General features: G+C 68.3%; 16 protein-coding genes and 1 pseudogene. 9 read left to right on the top strand and 8 right to left on the bottom strand.

Annotated features, from left to right (window positions below; translation table 11 throughout):
- Positions 1-384 (bottom strand): annotated as a pseudogene (locus BKN37_RS20080) (DNA polymerase III subunit beta); the annotation flags it as partial.
- Positions 385-913: 529 nt separating this feature from the next.
- Entirely contained in the window at positions 914-2,398 is a 1,485-nt protein-coding gene (gene dnaA / locus BKN37_RS20075; protein ID WP_071028724.1) for a chromosomal replication initiator protein DnaA, read from the bottom strand.
- 559 nt (positions 2,399-2,957) lie between these two features.
- On the opposite strand from dnaA, the gene rpmH reads away from it, so the two are divergent.
- From rpmH to BKN37_RS20040, 9 genes are all read left to right on the top strand, one after another.
- Entirely contained in the window at positions 2,958-3,101 is a 144-nt protein-coding gene (gene rpmH, locus BKN37_RS27980; RefSeq protein ID WP_019735309.1) for a 50S ribosomal protein L34, read from the top strand.
- 22 nt (positions 3,102-3,123) lie between these two features.
- Positions 3,124-3,477, top strand: coding sequence for a ribonuclease P protein component (rnpA, locus tag BKN37_RS20070; RefSeq protein ID WP_071028723.1), 354 nt, complete (start codon positions 3,124-3,126; stop codon positions 3,475-3,477).
- On the top strand, positions 3,465-3,821 hold the full coding sequence (gene yidD / locus BKN37_RS27975) for a membrane protein insertion efficiency factor YidD (protein ID WP_083341918.1): 357 nt from the start codon (positions 3,465-3,467) through the stop codon (positions 3,819-3,821). The genes rnpA and yidD overlap by 13 nt, the downstream gene beginning before the upstream one ends.
- 43 nt (positions 3,822-3,864) lie before the next feature.
- Positions 3,865-4,899, top strand: a complete 1,035-nt coding sequence (yidC, locus tag BKN37_RS20065; protein ID WP_242657307.1) for a membrane protein insertase YidC — start codon at positions 3,865-3,867, stop codon at positions 4,897-4,899.
- A gap of 49 nt (positions 4,900-4,948) precedes the next feature.
- Complete coding sequence (locus tag BKN37_RS20060) at positions 4,949-5,509, top strand: Jag family protein (RefSeq protein WP_071028722.1); 561 nt, start codon at positions 4,949-4,951, stop codon at positions 5,507-5,509.
- A gap of 51 nt (positions 5,510-5,560) precedes the next feature.
- The gene (gene rsmG, locus BKN37_RS20055) at positions 5,561-6,256 is read left to right on the top strand and encodes a 16S rRNA (guanine(527)-N(7))-methyltransferase RsmG (protein WP_071028721.1); all 696 of its coding nucleotides are present in this window, start codon (positions 5,561-5,563) and stop codon (positions 6,254-6,256) included.
- On the top strand, positions 6,253-7,254 hold the full coding sequence (locus tag BKN37_RS20050; protein WP_071028720.1) for a ParA family protein: 1,002 nt from the start codon (positions 6,253-6,255) through the stop codon (positions 7,252-7,254). Before rsmG ends, BKN37_RS20050 begins: the two co-directional genes overlap by 4 nt.
- Positions 7,255-7,333: 79 nt before the next feature.
- On the top strand, positions 7,334-8,323 hold the full coding sequence (locus BKN37_RS20045; RefSeq protein WP_071028719.1) for a ParB/RepB/Spo0J family partition protein: 990 nt from the start codon (positions 7,334-7,336) through the stop codon (positions 8,321-8,323).
- Positions 8,324-8,611: 288 nt separating this feature from the next.
- Complete coding sequence (locus BKN37_RS20040; protein WP_071028718.1) at positions 8,612-9,328, top strand: acetyltransferase; 717 nt, start codon at positions 8,612-8,614, stop codon at positions 9,326-9,328.
- On the opposite strand, the gene BKN37_RS20035 is transcribed toward BKN37_RS20040, so the two are convergent.
- The 6 genes from BKN37_RS20035 to BKN37_RS20010 all read right to left on the bottom strand — a co-directional run.
- Positions 9,315-10,538: an N-acetylmuramoyl-L-alanine amidase gene (locus BKN37_RS20035; protein ID WP_071028717.1), complete on the bottom strand. Its 1,224-nt coding sequence runs from the start codon at positions 10,536-10,538 to the stop codon at positions 9,315-9,317. The two genes, BKN37_RS20040 and BKN37_RS20035, sit on opposite strands and share 14 nt — an antisense overlap.
- 157 nt (positions 10,539-10,695) lie before the next feature.
- The gene (trxA, locus tag BKN37_RS20030) at positions 10,696-11,037 is read right to left on the bottom strand and encodes a thioredoxin (protein ID WP_071028716.1); all 342 of its coding nucleotides are present in this window, start codon (positions 11,035-11,037) and stop codon (positions 10,696-10,698) included.
- Positions 11,034-12,011, bottom strand: a complete 978-nt coding sequence (gene trxB / locus BKN37_RS20025) for a thioredoxin-disulfide reductase (protein WP_071028715.1) — start codon at positions 12,009-12,011, stop codon at positions 11,034-11,036. Before trxB ends, trxA begins: the two co-directional genes overlap by 4 nt.
- Positions 12,012-12,082: 71 nt before the next feature.
- Positions 12,083-12,613 carry a hypothetical protein gene (locus BKN37_RS20020; protein ID WP_071028714.1) on the bottom strand — a complete coding sequence of 177 codons (531 nt, stop codon included), beginning with the start codon at positions 12,611-12,613 and terminating at the stop codon, positions 12,083-12,085.
- Positions 12,614-12,618: 5 nt separating this feature from the next.
- Entirely contained in the window at positions 12,619-13,200 is a 582-nt protein-coding gene (sigM, locus tag BKN37_RS20015) for an RNA polymerase sigma factor SigM (RefSeq protein ID WP_071028713.1), read from the bottom strand.
- A gap of 50 nt (positions 13,201-13,250) precedes the next feature.
- Positions 13,251-15,191: protein kinase family protein (locus tag BKN37_RS20010; RefSeq protein ID WP_242657306.1), on the bottom strand; the 1,941-nt coding region annotated here is incomplete at its 5' end.

Here is a 15,191-nt window from a genome sequence, read left to right as displayed (position 1 = left end):
CGCCGGATAGTCCTCGACCGCCATGGTCGGCAGCGAAAACCGGGCGCTTCCGCAGGTCAACGACACCCGGGTGCCCTCGACGCTGACGTCGACGGGTTTGGCCGGCAACGCCCGGGTGATGTCGGACAACAATCGGCCCGAAACCAAAACGCTTCCCGGAGAAGCGATTTCGGCAGGAACGCGAACTTCAGCGGAGACCTCGTAGTCAAACCCGGAGACGGTCAGGCCCTCATCGGAGCCGGTCAACAACACCCCGGCCAGCACCGGCTGCATCGGTCTGGTGGGCAGGTTCTTCGCCACCCAGGCGACCGCATCGGCGAAGTCTTCTCGCATCAAACGAAACTTCAAGTCGGTCAATCCGACTCCCGTCGACGCCACGTCCATAGTGTCCCTCATCACCCCTACATCAAGCTCTCGATCGGCTACCGGCCCCGCGAGCGGGTAAGTGCCCCGGTGACGAACACCTTGACCGTGGTACGCCGCGACGGCCGCATACGGCGGTCGAGACACAACCGTAGAGCGTTTGGCGGCATCTTGAAAGCTAAACGACCACCCCGACAAGGGCACGCCTCGGGGGAGGGCTCGGCGTCGACCGACGGGTGTGGACAGTGCGATCCCCAGCGGTCTGTTTCTAAAGGAAATCTAGGTAGAGGTACCAGTAACAGTATTAAGGCCTGTGCATGTTGGGTACAGCGTGGTGTCGGTGCTGCTAAACGGCTTGCGGGGCTGTGGATTCGCCGTGCACAACGGTGTGGCGCCGGGCCCCGGGTTGGGGATGTGCGCGGCGTTGTGCACGGGGCTGTGCGGTCGCGGCGGGTTACTCCGCCGGTTGTGCACACGGCTATACACAGCGGGCGGCTGTGATTGGTGGTGCGAACGAGCCAGAAGTTTTTTGGTGATGGGTGCGCGAAAATCAGCGCTTGGCGCGCTGCCGGATGCGGGTGGTGAGCTCTTTGACTTGATCGAAGACCTCGCGCCGCTCGGCCATCTCGCCGCGAATCTTGCGTTCGGCGTACATCACGGTGGTGTGGTCGCGGCCGAACGCCTGACCGATCTTGGGCAGCGACAGATCGGTGAGCTCCCGGCACAGGTACATCGCTATCTGACGCGACTGGGCCAGGGCGCGGGTCTTACCCGGCCCGCGCAGCTCCTCAATCGTGGTGTCGAAGTACTCGGCGGTGGCCGCCATGATGGTGGCGGCGCTGATCTGCATGGCGCTGGCGTCGGCGATCAGGTCCCGCAGCACGATCTCGGCCAGGGCTTTGTCGATCGGTGTCTTGTTGAGCGAGGCGAACGCGGTGACCCGGATCAGCGCACCCTCCAACTCCCGGATATTGCGCTCGATGCTGGTGGCGATCAGCTCCAACACCTCGCCGGGCACGTCAAGACGCTCGACCTGGGCTTTCTTGCGCAGGATGGCGATGCGGGTTTCGAGGTCGGGGGGCTGGACGTCGGTGATCAGCCCCCACTCGAACCGGGTCCGTAACCGGTCCTCGAGCGTGGCCAGCTGTTTGGGCGGGCGGTCCGAGGAGATGACGATCTGCTTGTTGGCGTTGTGCAAGGTATTGAAGGTGTGGAAGAACTCCTCCTGGATACCTTCCTTACCCTCGATGAACTGGATGTCGTCGACCAGCAGCACATCGACGTCGCGGTAGCTGCGCTTGAACGCGACCTTGCGGTCGTCGCGCAGCGAGTTGATGAAGTCGTTGGTGAATTCCTCGGTGGAGACGTACTTCACCCGCATACCAGGGAACAGGCGTTGGGCGTAGTTGCCGGCGGCGTGCAAAAGGTGCGTTTTACCCAACCCGGACTCCCCCCAGATGAAGAGCGGGTTGTAGGCCCGGGCGGGGGCTTCGGCAATCGCCAACGTGGCGGCGTGAGCAAACCGATTGGAGGCGCCGATGACGAACGTGTCGAACGTGTAGCGCCGGTTCAAACTGGTACCGCCGGCATCGCTGGGATCGTTGCTGGGCGGGCGTTCGGTGAAGTAGTTCGGCCAGGTTTCGTCGGCGTTGACCGGGGCTTGCCGGTCGGCCTCGACGTCTTCGATGTCCGGGCCACGGTCGTCGGGGATCGCGTCGGCGTCGGGTTCGGCGGGCGGGGGAGCGATGCGGACGCCCAGCTCGACCTGGTGGCCGAGCCGACGGCTGAGTGCGTCGGTGATCCGCACCCGCAGGTGCCGTTCGATCTCGTTTTGAACGAAGCTGCTGGGCACCGACAGCAGAGCGAAGCCCTCCACGATGGTCAGCGGCTGCACCAGGTTTAACCAGGCTTTTTGCTGAGGAGTGAGGGCCGGGAGGAGGGCGTCGCCGTTATGGGCCGGATGAGCGTCGCCGTTGAGTTCGGAAACGACTGCATCCCACACCGTCGGAAAGGCGGAACCGGGATCATCGGTCAATGCCAAATCCCCCCTGCTTCGATGTCGCGACACAACTCTACTAGCGGGGACGAACTGTCCACACGGTTATCCACAAGTGTGGAAAGGACGTCCGTCCTTGCGTCGCGACCTAGTGGCCGCAGTGTGTGGGATCGGCGCTCGAGACAGCCAGCATGGGTTGTCTGGACAGGAAGCCGTTCCGCCATCCTCGCATCGTTGTCGGGCGCCGTTCCGGTGTGAAACGGCATTGCCCGAAGCTAACAGTTTTCGGGGCGGGGGACCAATCGTTCGGCGACATTGCCGGGGGTTCTGTGCGATTCGTTGACACGGCGTGACAGCAGTGACGACAGTTAACGATTGTGTTGCGGTGCGGTGGGCCCGCCGGGCGAGGTTTGACCGGGACAACGTGCATCAGTACCCTCGAACAGTCGCCCGAACGTCGGCGATACGGCTGCGACCCGGTGTTGTGTCGGGGACCGCGCCGGTTACCAGCGAGACGCAAAGTTTATCGAGGCTCCCGCCTTCGACGGACCACGGTCTGATGTCGAAGACGATGCCAGACGTATGAGGAGAATTCGCCGTGGCCAAGGGCAAGCGGACCTTCCAGCCGAACAACCGTCGCCGCGCCCGGGTGCACGGCTTCCGGTTGCGGATGCGTACCCGTGCGGGGCGCGCCATTGTTTCCGGCCGGCGTCGTAAAGGCCGCCGTTCGCTGACTGCCTGATCCGGTCGCGGGTATCAAGGCGGTGCTTCCCGCGCAGTACCGGATGCGTCGGTCATCCGATTTCAGTGCGACGGTCAAGCATGGAACGCGCGCCGTACAGCCCGATATCGTCCTGCACGCCCGCCAGGCCGGCGATGAGCCGGGGCCGCGGGTCGGCCTGGTCGTGGCGAAGGCGGTCGGTTCGGCGGTGGACCGGCATCGGGTGGCGCGCCGGTTGCGGCACGTCTGCCGGACCGTGCTCCCGGAGCTGCGGCCGACCGACCACCTGGTGATCCGGGCGCGGCCCAGCAGTCGGCATGCGGTGTCGGCGCGACTCGAACAGCAGCTGCGGGCTGGGCTGCGGCGCATCCACCAGGCCGAGGGATGCGACCGGTGAGATCCGCCGGGGCCCTGCGACAGCGGCGGAACGTACGGGCACTGCCGGTTCGCGGGCTGGTGTTCGTGATCAATCTGTACCGGCACCTGGTGTCGCCGCTGCGGCTGCCGAGTTGCCGGTTCATCCCGACCTGCAGTCAATACGCCGTGGATGCGCTGACCGAGTATGGGCTGATGCGCGGTACCTGGCTGAGCGCGCTGCGGCTGGCCAAATGCGGGCCCTGGCATCGGGGAGGATGGGACCCGATACCCGAACGAGCCGGATCTTGCGCGCACCACCACGACGTCGGCGAGGTCTGGGACCCCCCAGCGAAGCGAACGGAGAGTGAGCGCCTTGTCCTTTGATCCGGTCAGCCTCGACTACGTCTATTACCCGGTGTCGGGGATCATGTGGCTCTGGTACAAGGTGTTCAGTCACGTGCCCGGCCTGGGCCCGACCAGCTTCTTCACCTGGGTGCTGTCGGTGATGTTCCTGGTCTTCACCCTGCGCGCGCTGCTGTACAAGCCGTTCGTCAAGCAGATCCGCACCACCCGCCAGATGCAGGAGCTGCAGCCACAGATCAAGGCGCTGCAGAAGAAGTACAGCAAGGACCGGCAGCGCATGGCGCTGGAGATGCAGAAGCTGCAGCGCGAACACGACTTCAATCCGCTGCTGGGCTGCCTGCCGATGCTGGCGCAGGTGCCGGTGTTTTTGGGGCTGTATCACGTACTGCGATCGTTCAACCGGACCAGCACCGGGTTTGGGCAACTGGGGCTCTCGCCCGAAGAAAACCGGAAGCTGGGCAACTACTTTTTCGACGCGACCGACGTCGGCCACTTCCTCGACGCGAACCTGTTCGGGGCGCCGCTGAGCGCAAGCATGACCCAGAACCAGGCCAGCCTCGCGGCGTTCTCGAATTTCGAGTTCAACCGGTGGGCGGTCATCGCGGTCGGGGTGCCGGTGATGATCCTGGCCGGGATCGCGACCTACTTCAACAGCCGCGCGTCGGTGGCCCGGCAAAGTCCGGAGGCCGCCGCCAATCCGCAGACCGCGATGATGAACAAGCTGGCGCTATACGTGTTCCCGCTGGGGGTGGTGGTCGGCGGGCCGTTCCTGCCGCTGGCGATCATCTTCTACTGGTTCTCCAACAACATCTGGACGTTCGGCCAGCAGCACTACGTGTTCGGCATGATCGCCAAAGAAGACGAGGCGAAAAAGGAAGAGGCGCTGCGCCGCCGGGCGGCGAATGCGCCGGCTCCCGGAGCCAAGCCGAAACGCACCCCGAAGGCCCCCGGCGGCAGCGGGGTGTCGACGACGGTGGACAGCGCCGAGGCCGACGGCGAGGTAACCGAAGCACAGCCGGCGACCACCGAGACCGGGAAGCCCGCCCCGGCGAAGAAGACCGCGCGGCCAGGGCCCAAACAGAAGAAGCGTAAGCGGTGACCGAGACCGGAACCGGGACGACGGTGACCCAGGAAAGAGGGAGATAGGCATGACGGACGCCGACACCACACAATCCGACGCCGAGGCGCAGTCGCTGGAAGGCGAGCACCCCAACGGCGCCGAGGGCACCGACACGGAGTCCGATCTGGAGGAGCGACTGGTCGCCGAGGGCGAAATCGCGGGCGACTACTTGGAGGAGCTGCTGGACCTGCTCGACTTCGACGGCGACATCGACCTCGACGTCGAGGGCGACCGCGCGGTGGTGAGCATCGACGGCGGCGCGGACCTCACCAAGTTGGTCGGCCGCAACGGGGAGGCGCTCGACGCGCTGCAGGAACTGACCCGGCTGGCCGTGCACCAGAAGACGGGGGAGCGCAGCCGGCTGATGCTCGACATCGCGGGGTGGCGCCGCCGGCGCCGCGAGGAGCTGTCGGCGCTGGGCGAGAAGGTGGCCCGTCGGGTGCTGGAGAGCGGCCAGGACGAGCAGCTGGCGCCGATGACGCCGTTCGAGCGCAAGATCGTCCACGACGCGGTCGCGGCGGTGGCCGGGGTGCACAGCGAGAGCGAGGGCGTGGAGCCGTCCCGTCGGGTCGTCGTCCTGCCCGACTAAGAGTTACATCGATGTAGTTCGGCCCACCGCCGTCCCCGGAAGACCGGAGGAATGTTTCACGTGAAACAGGTCGTTGTGGCTGAACCGCCCGCCGCCGCCCGAGACGTGTTCGGGCCGCGGCTCGGGATCGCCCACCGCTACGCCGAGGTGCTCGCGGGGGCCGGGGTGGAGCGGGGCCTGCTCGGTCCGCGGGAAGTCAACCGCCTGTGGGAGCGGCACCTGCTCAATTGCGCAGCCGTCGGCGAACTGCTGGAGGCGGGGGAACGGGTTGTCGACATCGGCAGCGGGGCCGGGCTGCCCGGGGTCGTGTTGGCGATCGCCCGGCCGGACCTGACCATCACCCTCGTCGAACCCCTGTTGCGCCGGAGCGAGTTCCTGCACGAGGCGATCGCGGAGTTGGGTCTGGACCTGGAGGTGGTGCGGGGTCGTGCGGAGGAGGCGCCGGTGCGCCGCCGGGTCGGGGAGGTCGACGCCGTGGTGTCGCGGGCGGTGGCCGGGTTGGACAAGCTGACCAAGTGGAGCCTGCCGCTGTTGCGCCGGGACGGAAGGATGCTGGCGATCAAGGGGGAGCGGGCCGCCGAGGAAGTCCGGGAACACCGGCGTGTGATGACCGCACTGGGTGCGGACAATGTCAGGGTGGTGAGATGTGGCGTGAACTATTTGACTCCGCCCGCAACCGTGGTGTCAGCGCGGCGCGGGGAGCGAACGGCGGCGCGACGCGCGCGTACGGCAAGGAGGAACGCATGACTGCGCCACGTGGCCCGGCGGCCCCAGTACCCGGGGCGGCGCCGGTGACACCGCCCCCGGTCCAACAGCCCCCGGAGGTGCGCCCGGTGCCCAACACCGATGTTTCACGTGAAACGACGAACGAGTACGACACCCCGATCGGGGCGGCGGCCGAGCGCGCCATGCAGGTGCTGCACACCGCCCACGACCGCCTACCGCGGCCCCGACACCGGCGGGTGTTCACCGTCGCGAACCAGAAGGGCGGGGTCGGCAAGACGACGACGGCCGTCAACCTCGCGGCCGCGCTCGCCGTCCAGGGCCTCAAGACGTTGGTCGTCGATCTGGACCCGCAGGGCAACGCCAGCACCGCGCTGGGGATCGCCGAGCGCCAGTCCGGCACCCCGTCCTCGTATGAGGCGCTGCTCGGCGAGATCCCGTTACAGCAGGCGATCCGGCGCAGCCCGCACAGCGAGCGGCTGTTCTGTGTGCCGTCCACCATCGACCTGGCCGGCGCCGAGATCGAGTTGGTCAGCATGGTGGCCCGGGAGAACCGGCTGCGCAATGCGCTCGCCCAGCTCGACGAGTTCGACTTCGATTACGTGTTCGTCGACTGCCCGCCCTCGCTGGGCCTGCTGACCATCAACGCGCTCGTCGCCGCGCCGGAGGTGCTGATCCCGATCCAGTGCGAGTACTACGCACTGGAGGGCGTGTCGCAGCTGATGCGCAATATCGAGATGGTGAAAGCTCATCTCAACCCGCAGCTCGAGGTGACCACGGTGGTGCTCACGATGTATGACGGTCGAACCAAGCTGGCCGATCAGGTGGCCGAGGAGGTGCGTCGATACTTCGGCGACAAGGTGCTGCGGACGGTGATCCCGCGCAGCGTCAAGGTCTCCGAAGCGCCCGGCTACAGCATGACGATCATCGACTACGACCCCGGCTCGCGCGGTGCGATGAGCTACCTGGACGCCAGCCGCGAACTCGCCGGACGGGACCACCCGCCGACGGGGCAGCGCTGATGTCCGCAACAATGACGATGCAGGGCGCGGCGATGAGGAGGAACGATGCGGTGCGTGGTGATGGAGAGGAACGGCGGCGATGACTCAACCATCGCGTAGGAAGGGCGGCCTGGGCCGCGGCTTGGCGTCCCTGATTCCCACCGGCCCGGCCGACGGCGAATCGGGGCCCTCGCCGCTGGGGCCGCGGATGGGTGCCGCGGCCGCCGATGTGGTGTTGGGCGGCCCGGCGCTGCCGGACACCGCCGGGCCCGGCGCCGTCTACCGCGAGATCGACCCGGCGTCGATCCAACCGAATCCGCGCCAGCCGCGTCAGGTGTTCGATGAGGAGGCATTGGCCGAGCTCGTGCACTCGATCCGCGAGTTCGGATTGATGCAGCCGATCGTGGTCCGCTCACTGGACGCCACCGACGGTCAGGGCCCCCGCTACCAACTGGTGATGGGGGAGCGGCGGCTGCGTGCCGCCCAGCAGGCCGGCCTGGAGACCATCCCGGCGATCGTGCGGCAGACCGATGAGGAGAATCTGCTGCGCGACGCCTTGCTGGAAAACATCCACCGGGTGCAACTCAACCCGCTGGAAGAGGCCGCGGCCTACCAGCAGCTGCTCGACGAATTCGGCGTCACCCACGAGGAACTGGCGGCCCGCATCGGGCGGTCGCGGCCGTTGATCACCAACATGATTCGGCTGCTGCGGCTGCCGATCGCCGTGCAGCGCCGGGTCGCGGCGGGGGTGCTGTCCGCCGGGCACGCCCGGGCCTTGCTGTCACTGGAGGCCGGCCCCGAGGCGCAGGAGGAATTGGCGGCCCGCATCGTCGCCGAGGGCCTGTCGGTGCGAGCCACCGAGGAAGCGGTCACGCTAGCCAATCACGGCGGCACCAACACCCCGGCCCCGCCGCGACGCAAGCCCATCCAGATGCCCGGGCTGCAGGACGTGGCCGAACGGCTGTCGACCGCGTTCGACACCCGGGTCACGGTCAGCCTCGGCAAACGCAAGGGCAAGATCGTCGTCGAGTTCGGTTCGGTCGATGATCTGCAACGCATTGTGGACCTGATGAGCGGCTCCGAGGCCTGACCGGACATACCGCGCGATTACGTCACTGTGACGCCGCGGTCGCACATGCCCCGGGCTGGGCCCGGCCGCTGTGGGAAACCGACTGTGCACCAGGGCAATTGGTACCGAAGGTGACGTCCGAGGGGCGGTTGCAGTGACCCTAGCCCGCCGGAGCGCGACTCCCTATCCTAGAAGCATTGTGATGCGTTTATTTATCGGTCGACGAGGTGGCCCGGGGCGGGCACCGCGGTGCCGCCGGGGCCGATCCTGGCAACCGGACGTGGCGTCGCACGGGAGACCAGCGATCTAGTGTCTACTCGAATTACACCGCTGGCACTCGACGCCTTCGATCAGCTGCCCAAGCATGCCCGCCGCTGCATCTTCTGGGAGGTCGATCCGGCGACGCTGCGCAACGACGACCATCTCACCGACCCGGAGTTCGAAAAGGAAGCCTGGTTGTCGATGGTCATGCTGGAGTGGGGTTCGTGTGGGCAGATCGCGACCGCACCCCCGCCGGAGCCGGCCTGTCTGGGCTACATCCTCTACGCGCCGCCGCGGGCGGTGCCGCGGGCCCAGCACTTTCCCACCGCGCCGGTGTCGGCGGACGCCGTGCTGCTGACGTCGATGGGGGTGGAGCCCGGGCACGCCACCGAGGGCCTACAACACGACCTGGTCGCCCGGGTGGTCGACGAATTGGTCCGCCGCGGCGTGCGGGCGCTGGAGGCGTTCGGCCGCACGCCGGCCACCGCCGAGTTGCAGGAGGCGCCCGCGGTGGACGACGACGTGCAGCGGGTGCTGACCGCCCCGGGGGACTGCTCGGTGGAGCACTGCGTGATCGACGCCGACTTCCTGCAGGATGTGGGCTTCACCGTGGTCGCCCCGCACCGCTACTTTCCCCGGCTGCGGCTGGAGCTGGATAAAGGCCTGGGTTGGAAGGCGGAGGTGGAAGCGGCCCTCGAACGGCTGCTGGAGAACGCGCAGTTGCAGCAGCCGGTGGGGGCCGGCGCGGCAGCTACCGACCGGTGACCCGGCCGGCCTGTTCGACGGCCAACTCGTGCGCCAGCAGCTCGGCGAAGGTGAAGGTGCCGGTGGGCCGGTCGTTCTTGCCCAGCAGGTACAGCCGTTTGACCGCGGCCAAGATGCCTTCGGCGATCGCGTCCCGGGTTCCGGTGGTGACCAGCATCGCCCGGTCGCGCGGGTTGGTCATGTAGCCGACGTCGACCTGAACGGTGGGCATCCGGGTCAGCCGGAGCAGGTCCCACGTCCGGCCGTGCGCCCGGCAATCCTGTAAACCCGTGCGCGCCACCACTTCTCGTTGGATGAAGTCCGCCAGATTACGGCCGATGGTGGACACCGAGCCATGCGAGTTGCCGAAGTGGAACGACGCCACACCGTTGGCCGCCGGGCTGGGATGCGCCGCGCACCGCAGGCTGATCATCAGATCGGCACCGACCGCATTGGCGGTGTTGGCCCGGTCGGTGTCCGATGGACTGTGGCCGGTCGGCCGGGACAGGAATGTCTCCATGCCGATCGCCGTCATCCGGCCCTCGAGCCGACTCGCCAAGTCCCACAGCACATCTGCCTCGCTGATCGGGCCCTCCGGGCCGCGCATGATGGGGCCGTGGTCCGAGCCGCCGCGGCCCGGGTCGATGATGATCCGTTTGCCCGAGAGCTTCGGCCCGGATCGGCGCACCAGTTCTTCCTCGCGGATCGCGTGCGGCGAACCGCCGGTCACCCGGGAGGACAGGAAGTACAAGGAGCGCAACGTTTCTGGGCCGCAGATACCGTCGGCCGAAAGCCCGTACTCGCGCTGGTAGGACATCAGCGCGTTGTGCGTCTGCAGACCGAAGTACCCGTCGACCAGGCCGGTATAGAAACCGAGGTCCTGCAACCGGGCCTGCAGGGTAGCGACATCGTCGCCGTACATCGGGGCGCCGAATTGGTGATGCAGCGTGCGGGCGCCGAGCCGGTAGGAGGCCTCTTTGAGCGCCCGATAGGTGGCCGCGCCGACGATCCCGTCCACCAGCAGCCCGCGCTGCTGCTGAAACGCGCGCACCGCCTGATCGAGTTCGGCGTCGAAGACGTCGGGCAGCACATGCTTGCCCGTGGTCAGGTCGGCGTCCGGGCTGTCCACCAGTCCCAGTGCGGCCAGCGCGGCGCGGATCTCGATGACCGCGCGGCTGCGGTCTCCGCGACGCAGCGGGTCGCCTGCGCCCCGACGCAGACTCGATGACATAGCTCAGACCCTCCGGTCACCGTTATTAGCAGCACTGAGCCGGGCTAACAGCGCTGACGAGTACAAGGCAGACTCGTCAGCATTGTCGCAGATACCCGCCGATTTTCGGAAAACACCAGCCGAACAGTGACCAGATCGGTGTGTTCGGGCCGACGCCTCAGACGAGGTCAGCGAGCTCGCGCAGCAGGGCGGCCTTGCCCTTGGCGCCGACGATCCGTTTGACCGGCTGACCGTCCTTGAACAAGATCAGCGTGGGAATCGAGACGACCTGGAAATCGCGGGCGGCTTCCGGGTTGGCGTCGACGTCCAGCTTCGCGACGGTCAGCGCGCCGGCCTTCTCGGCCGCGATCTCTTCGAGCACCGGGGCCACCATTTTGCATGGACCGCACCAGGTCGCCCAAAAGTCCACCAGCACAGGCGTATTGCTCGACAGCACCTCCGAGGCGAACGAGGCGTCGGAGACGGTCACGGTGGCGCCGCTGTTCTCGGTGTTGGTCATCGGGCTGCTCCCATCAAAGCGTCGGTTTCCCGGGTGTCTTCGGATTCCGCCAGCCACCGTTCGGCGTCGATGGCCGCAGCGCAGCCGGTCCCGGCGGCGGTCACCGCCTGCCGGTAGGTGCGGTCCACCAGGTCTCCGGCCGCGAACACCCCCTCCAGCGAGGTGCTGGTGGTGGGTTGGCGGACCAGGACATAGCCGTCGGGGTCGACGTCGACGGCGTCGCGGACCAGTTCCGAGCGGGGGTCGTGGCCGATTGCGACGAAGACGCCGGTCACCGCCAGGGTGGTTTCCGCGCCAGTTCCGGTGTCGCGCAACCGCAATCCGGTCACCGTCGTGTCGCCTTCCACCGCAACGACGGTGTGGTTGGTGATGAAGCGGATCTTGTCGTTGCCGCGGGCGCGCTCCAGCATGATCTTCGACGCGCGGAACTCGTCGCGCCGATGCACGATCGTCACGCTGCGGGCGAACCGGGTCAAGAAGGTGGCCTCTTCCATCGCCGAGTCGCCGCCGCCGATCACGGCGATGTCCTGGTCTTTGAAGAAGAACCCGTCACAGGTCGCGCAGGAGCTCACTCCGCGCCCCAGCAGCTCCTGCTCACCGGGGACGTGCAGGTAGCGCGCCGCGGCGCCCATCGCCAAGATGACCGCCCGCGCCCGATAGGTCTCCCCGTCGGCGGTGACCACCGATTTCACCGGGCCGTCCAGCTCGACGGATTCGACGTCTTCCATCCGCAGGTCGGCGCCAAACCGCTGGGCCTGCTCCCGCATCTCATCCATCAGTTCCGGACCCTGGATGCCCTCGCGGAATCCGGGGAAGTTCTCCACCTCGGTGGTGGTCATCAACGCACCACCGAAGGAGGTGCCTTCGAACACCACCGGCGCCAACTGCGCCCGGGCGGCGTAGATCGCGGCCGTGTAGCCAGCGGGGCCGGAGCCGATGACGATGACGTTGTGGACGGGGGGTGTGTCGGTCATAGGAACCTTTCCGCTGGGCGAGCTACAGCGTCTACCAACGCCAGGGTAGGCCGCGCTGTTCCCCGAGCACGTTACCGGCGGGTGACGGTGGTATCGGCCAGCAGCCCGGTATCCACCGCGCTGCAGTTGGTCGCCACCGCCAAGGCGATGACGGTGTCGGCCCTGTCACCGGGCACGACCAGCAGCTCCGCCGGTTTGCCGTCGAGCTGGATCGGGCGCGCACCCAGGACCCGGGTGGAGGCCGGGTAATCCAGGCCGCGCAGGCACGCCGCCAGCCGGTGCGGGTCGTCCAGCTGCCCGTAGTCGGGGTCGCGGGCCAGCAGGGCGAGAATCTCCGCCTCGGACAGCGGGATGACCGGGGCCACGGTGATCTGACGCAGGGTCTGCTGGGCGGGCGGTGTCGGGGCCGGGACGCGGACCAGCGCGGCGGTGCCGATCCCGACGGCGGTCAATGTCGCCGCCAGCCCGGCGACCGCGGCCACCAGCGCGGGTCGGGTGCGGGGCCGAATCGAGTGGGCCGGCCGGTCGCGGCCGGGCGACTCGGGCGGTGGGCTGGAGTCGGTCGGCGGCGGGTCCGCCGGGTCGTCTGTGACTGCGTCCATCGGGTTCAGTGTCCGCCATGCCCCGTTGGCGCGTCATGCGCAGGTCCCGGTCGCGTCGACGCCAGCAGCGGGGCCAGCCGCGCGCGGGCCCGGGCGCAGCGGCTTTTGACGGTGCCCTCGGCCACCCCCAGGGCGCGGGCCGCGTCGGCGATCGAGTAGCCGTGCATATCCACGGCGACGACGGCGGCCCGCTGCTCGACCGGCAGGCGCAGCAAGGCGCGCTGCACCACGACCGCGGTCTCCACCTGGGCGGTGCGGTCGGCGACCGCGGGGGAGTGGTCCGCCAAGACGGCGGTGGGATGCGCCTTGGCGCGGCGCCGCCCGTCCAGGCAGGCGTTCACCACGATGCGGTGCAGCCAGCTGCCGACCGCGGCGTCGTGGCGAAACGCGCCGGCGCCGCGGTGCACCGACAGCATGGCGTCCTGCACGGCGTCCGCCGCGTCCTCGGGGCTGCAGCTGGTCAGCCGCGCCAGCCGGTGCAGCCGCCGCCGGTGCCGGTTGAACAGTTCTTCGAAGGCGTAGCGGTCCCCGGCGACATGAGCGGCCAGCAGCTCACTGTCGCTGCGTTGGGGTCCTTGGCATTTCATGGCCGGACCCTAGCCACCCGGGGCCGGGCCGGCACTTCACCCCGCAACCGCTAGGTGGTGCCCTGGATGGTGATCTCGGAGATCTCGGTGCGGCTTTCGCCGTTGGTAGTGCCCAGCGTGGAGATCCACACCAGCAGCGTGGACGTCGAGGAAGTGGCGTTGACCTCGATTTTGTTGGGGCCGGGCCGCAGCGACTGCGGTGTGGAAGTCAGCTTCGATTTGTTGTCCATCTTGGTCGAGGTGAACAGCTCCACCTTGGTGCCGGTGCTGGGCACGGTGATGGTGACGGTTTTGACCTCGGTGGGTTTCGGCAACTGCAGTAGCAAGCCGACACCCTTCTTGAAGCTCGGGAACGGGACCGGATCGTGGTAGGTGTCGGTGGGCCAGGCGGTGGCGGGGTTGCCGTCGATCGCCTTGTCGGCCTGCCCGGGGTTGTCGGCGTCGGGTCCTTCCGGAACCACGGTCGCCCGCACCGGTTTGACGGTGCTGCCCGGCCCGGAGGCACTGGTCGGTTCGGCCGACTCCGACGACTCCGCGGCCGACGGGCTGTTGAGCCCCAGCTGGTCCTTGCGGAAGCCGCTGCCCACATCGCCGAACATGCTTTTGAGCACCGATACCAGCACCACCAGGGCCACCACCAGGATGACCGCACCCACCCCGATCCCGATCATCAGGCCGCGGCGGCGCCGTTCCCGAGCCGCCGCATCGAGTGGGGCCCCGCGTCGCTGATCCGGTGGGGGCTCGGACTCGTCGATCGGGGTCAACAGGTCGGTGCGGTCGGCCACCGCGGTCGCCTGCTCCAGCAGGTTCAGCAGCGTTGACGCGCTGCGGATCCCGCCGTCGGATTGCACGGCGTGCGACGCCGCCGCCGAAATCTGGAACGGAATGTCCGGGTCGATGTTGCGCGGCTCGCGGGGATTTCCGGTGCTGTCCCGCTCGGCGGGCGCCAGTCCGCTGGGCGCCCCGGACTCCGGCAACGGCCACCGGTTGACCAGCAGCGCGTACAGGGCGGCGCCGATGCCGCGGATATCGTCTTCGGGCTGGGCCTCGGGCATGGTCGCCGGGAACGCCAACGCGACGTCGCCTTCGATGCTGACCCGCACCCGGCTGGGGTGGTCGATCGACAGGGCCACGCCGGCGTGGTGGGCGGCCTCGGCGGCGGCGGCCAGCGACTGGATGGCGCGGGCGGCGCCCACCGGGGAGGGCGCGGTATCGGCCACCTCCCGCAGCGATCCGCCCCGGATGAACTCGGCGACCACCAGGCCGCCGGATCGGGTGTGCACGACGTCGAGGACGCGGGCGATGCCCGGCATCTCGATCCGGCTCAGCCGCAGGGTGCGGGACAAGATCTCGTGCACTTCATCGGCGTGCAGCAGCCGATCCGGGTCGACGAAGGTCAGCGCCACCTGCCGGTCCAAGGCGGTGTCCAGCGCCTGCCAGAACTGCAGCACCGGGGTGGCGCCGTGCAGCACCAGCAGCCGGTACCGGCCGCCGGCGATGCTGGCGCCGGGGACCAGTTGCAGGTCATCGGCCGAGGCCGACGAGTCCAGCGCCGACTCGTGCGGGGCGTCGAACGCGATCGGCTCCCGGGTGGGATCGCCGGCGAAATCGCTGTTCGGCCGGGTCGGCGCCACCGACGGGGCCACGGTGCCGATCTGGACTTCGGCCGCCACATCCGGCTGGAAGTCGTCCGCGGCCTGGCCCTGCGCTCGGTCGGAAACCTCGGGCGCAGGCGTGGCCGAGGAGCTGTCCGAGTGGTTATCGGCCACCTCCGACCCCTTCCGTATCCCGCCGCCGGCGATGGGCGCCGGTGGTTCCCGTCGGACGGGTTGCTCGACCCGATACCCCCCCGGCGTGAACGAATTCCTCCGCTCAGAGTACGTGACCTGGGGACGGTGGGGCGGTTGGTCGCGGGCAACAGCCCGTCCGGGGGGCGGCAGCGGTAGTTGGCTGCCCCCGAATCGGCGCCGGATTGCCGCCTGCGCGGCCCG

The organism is Mycobacterium talmoniae, from assembly GCF_001854525.1.
Taxonomy (GTDB): domain Bacteria; phylum Actinomycetota; class Actinomycetes; order Mycobacteriales; family Mycobacteriaceae; genus Mycobacterium; species Mycobacterium talmoniae.
This window is presented reverse-complemented; position numbering and strand designations above follow the sequence as displayed.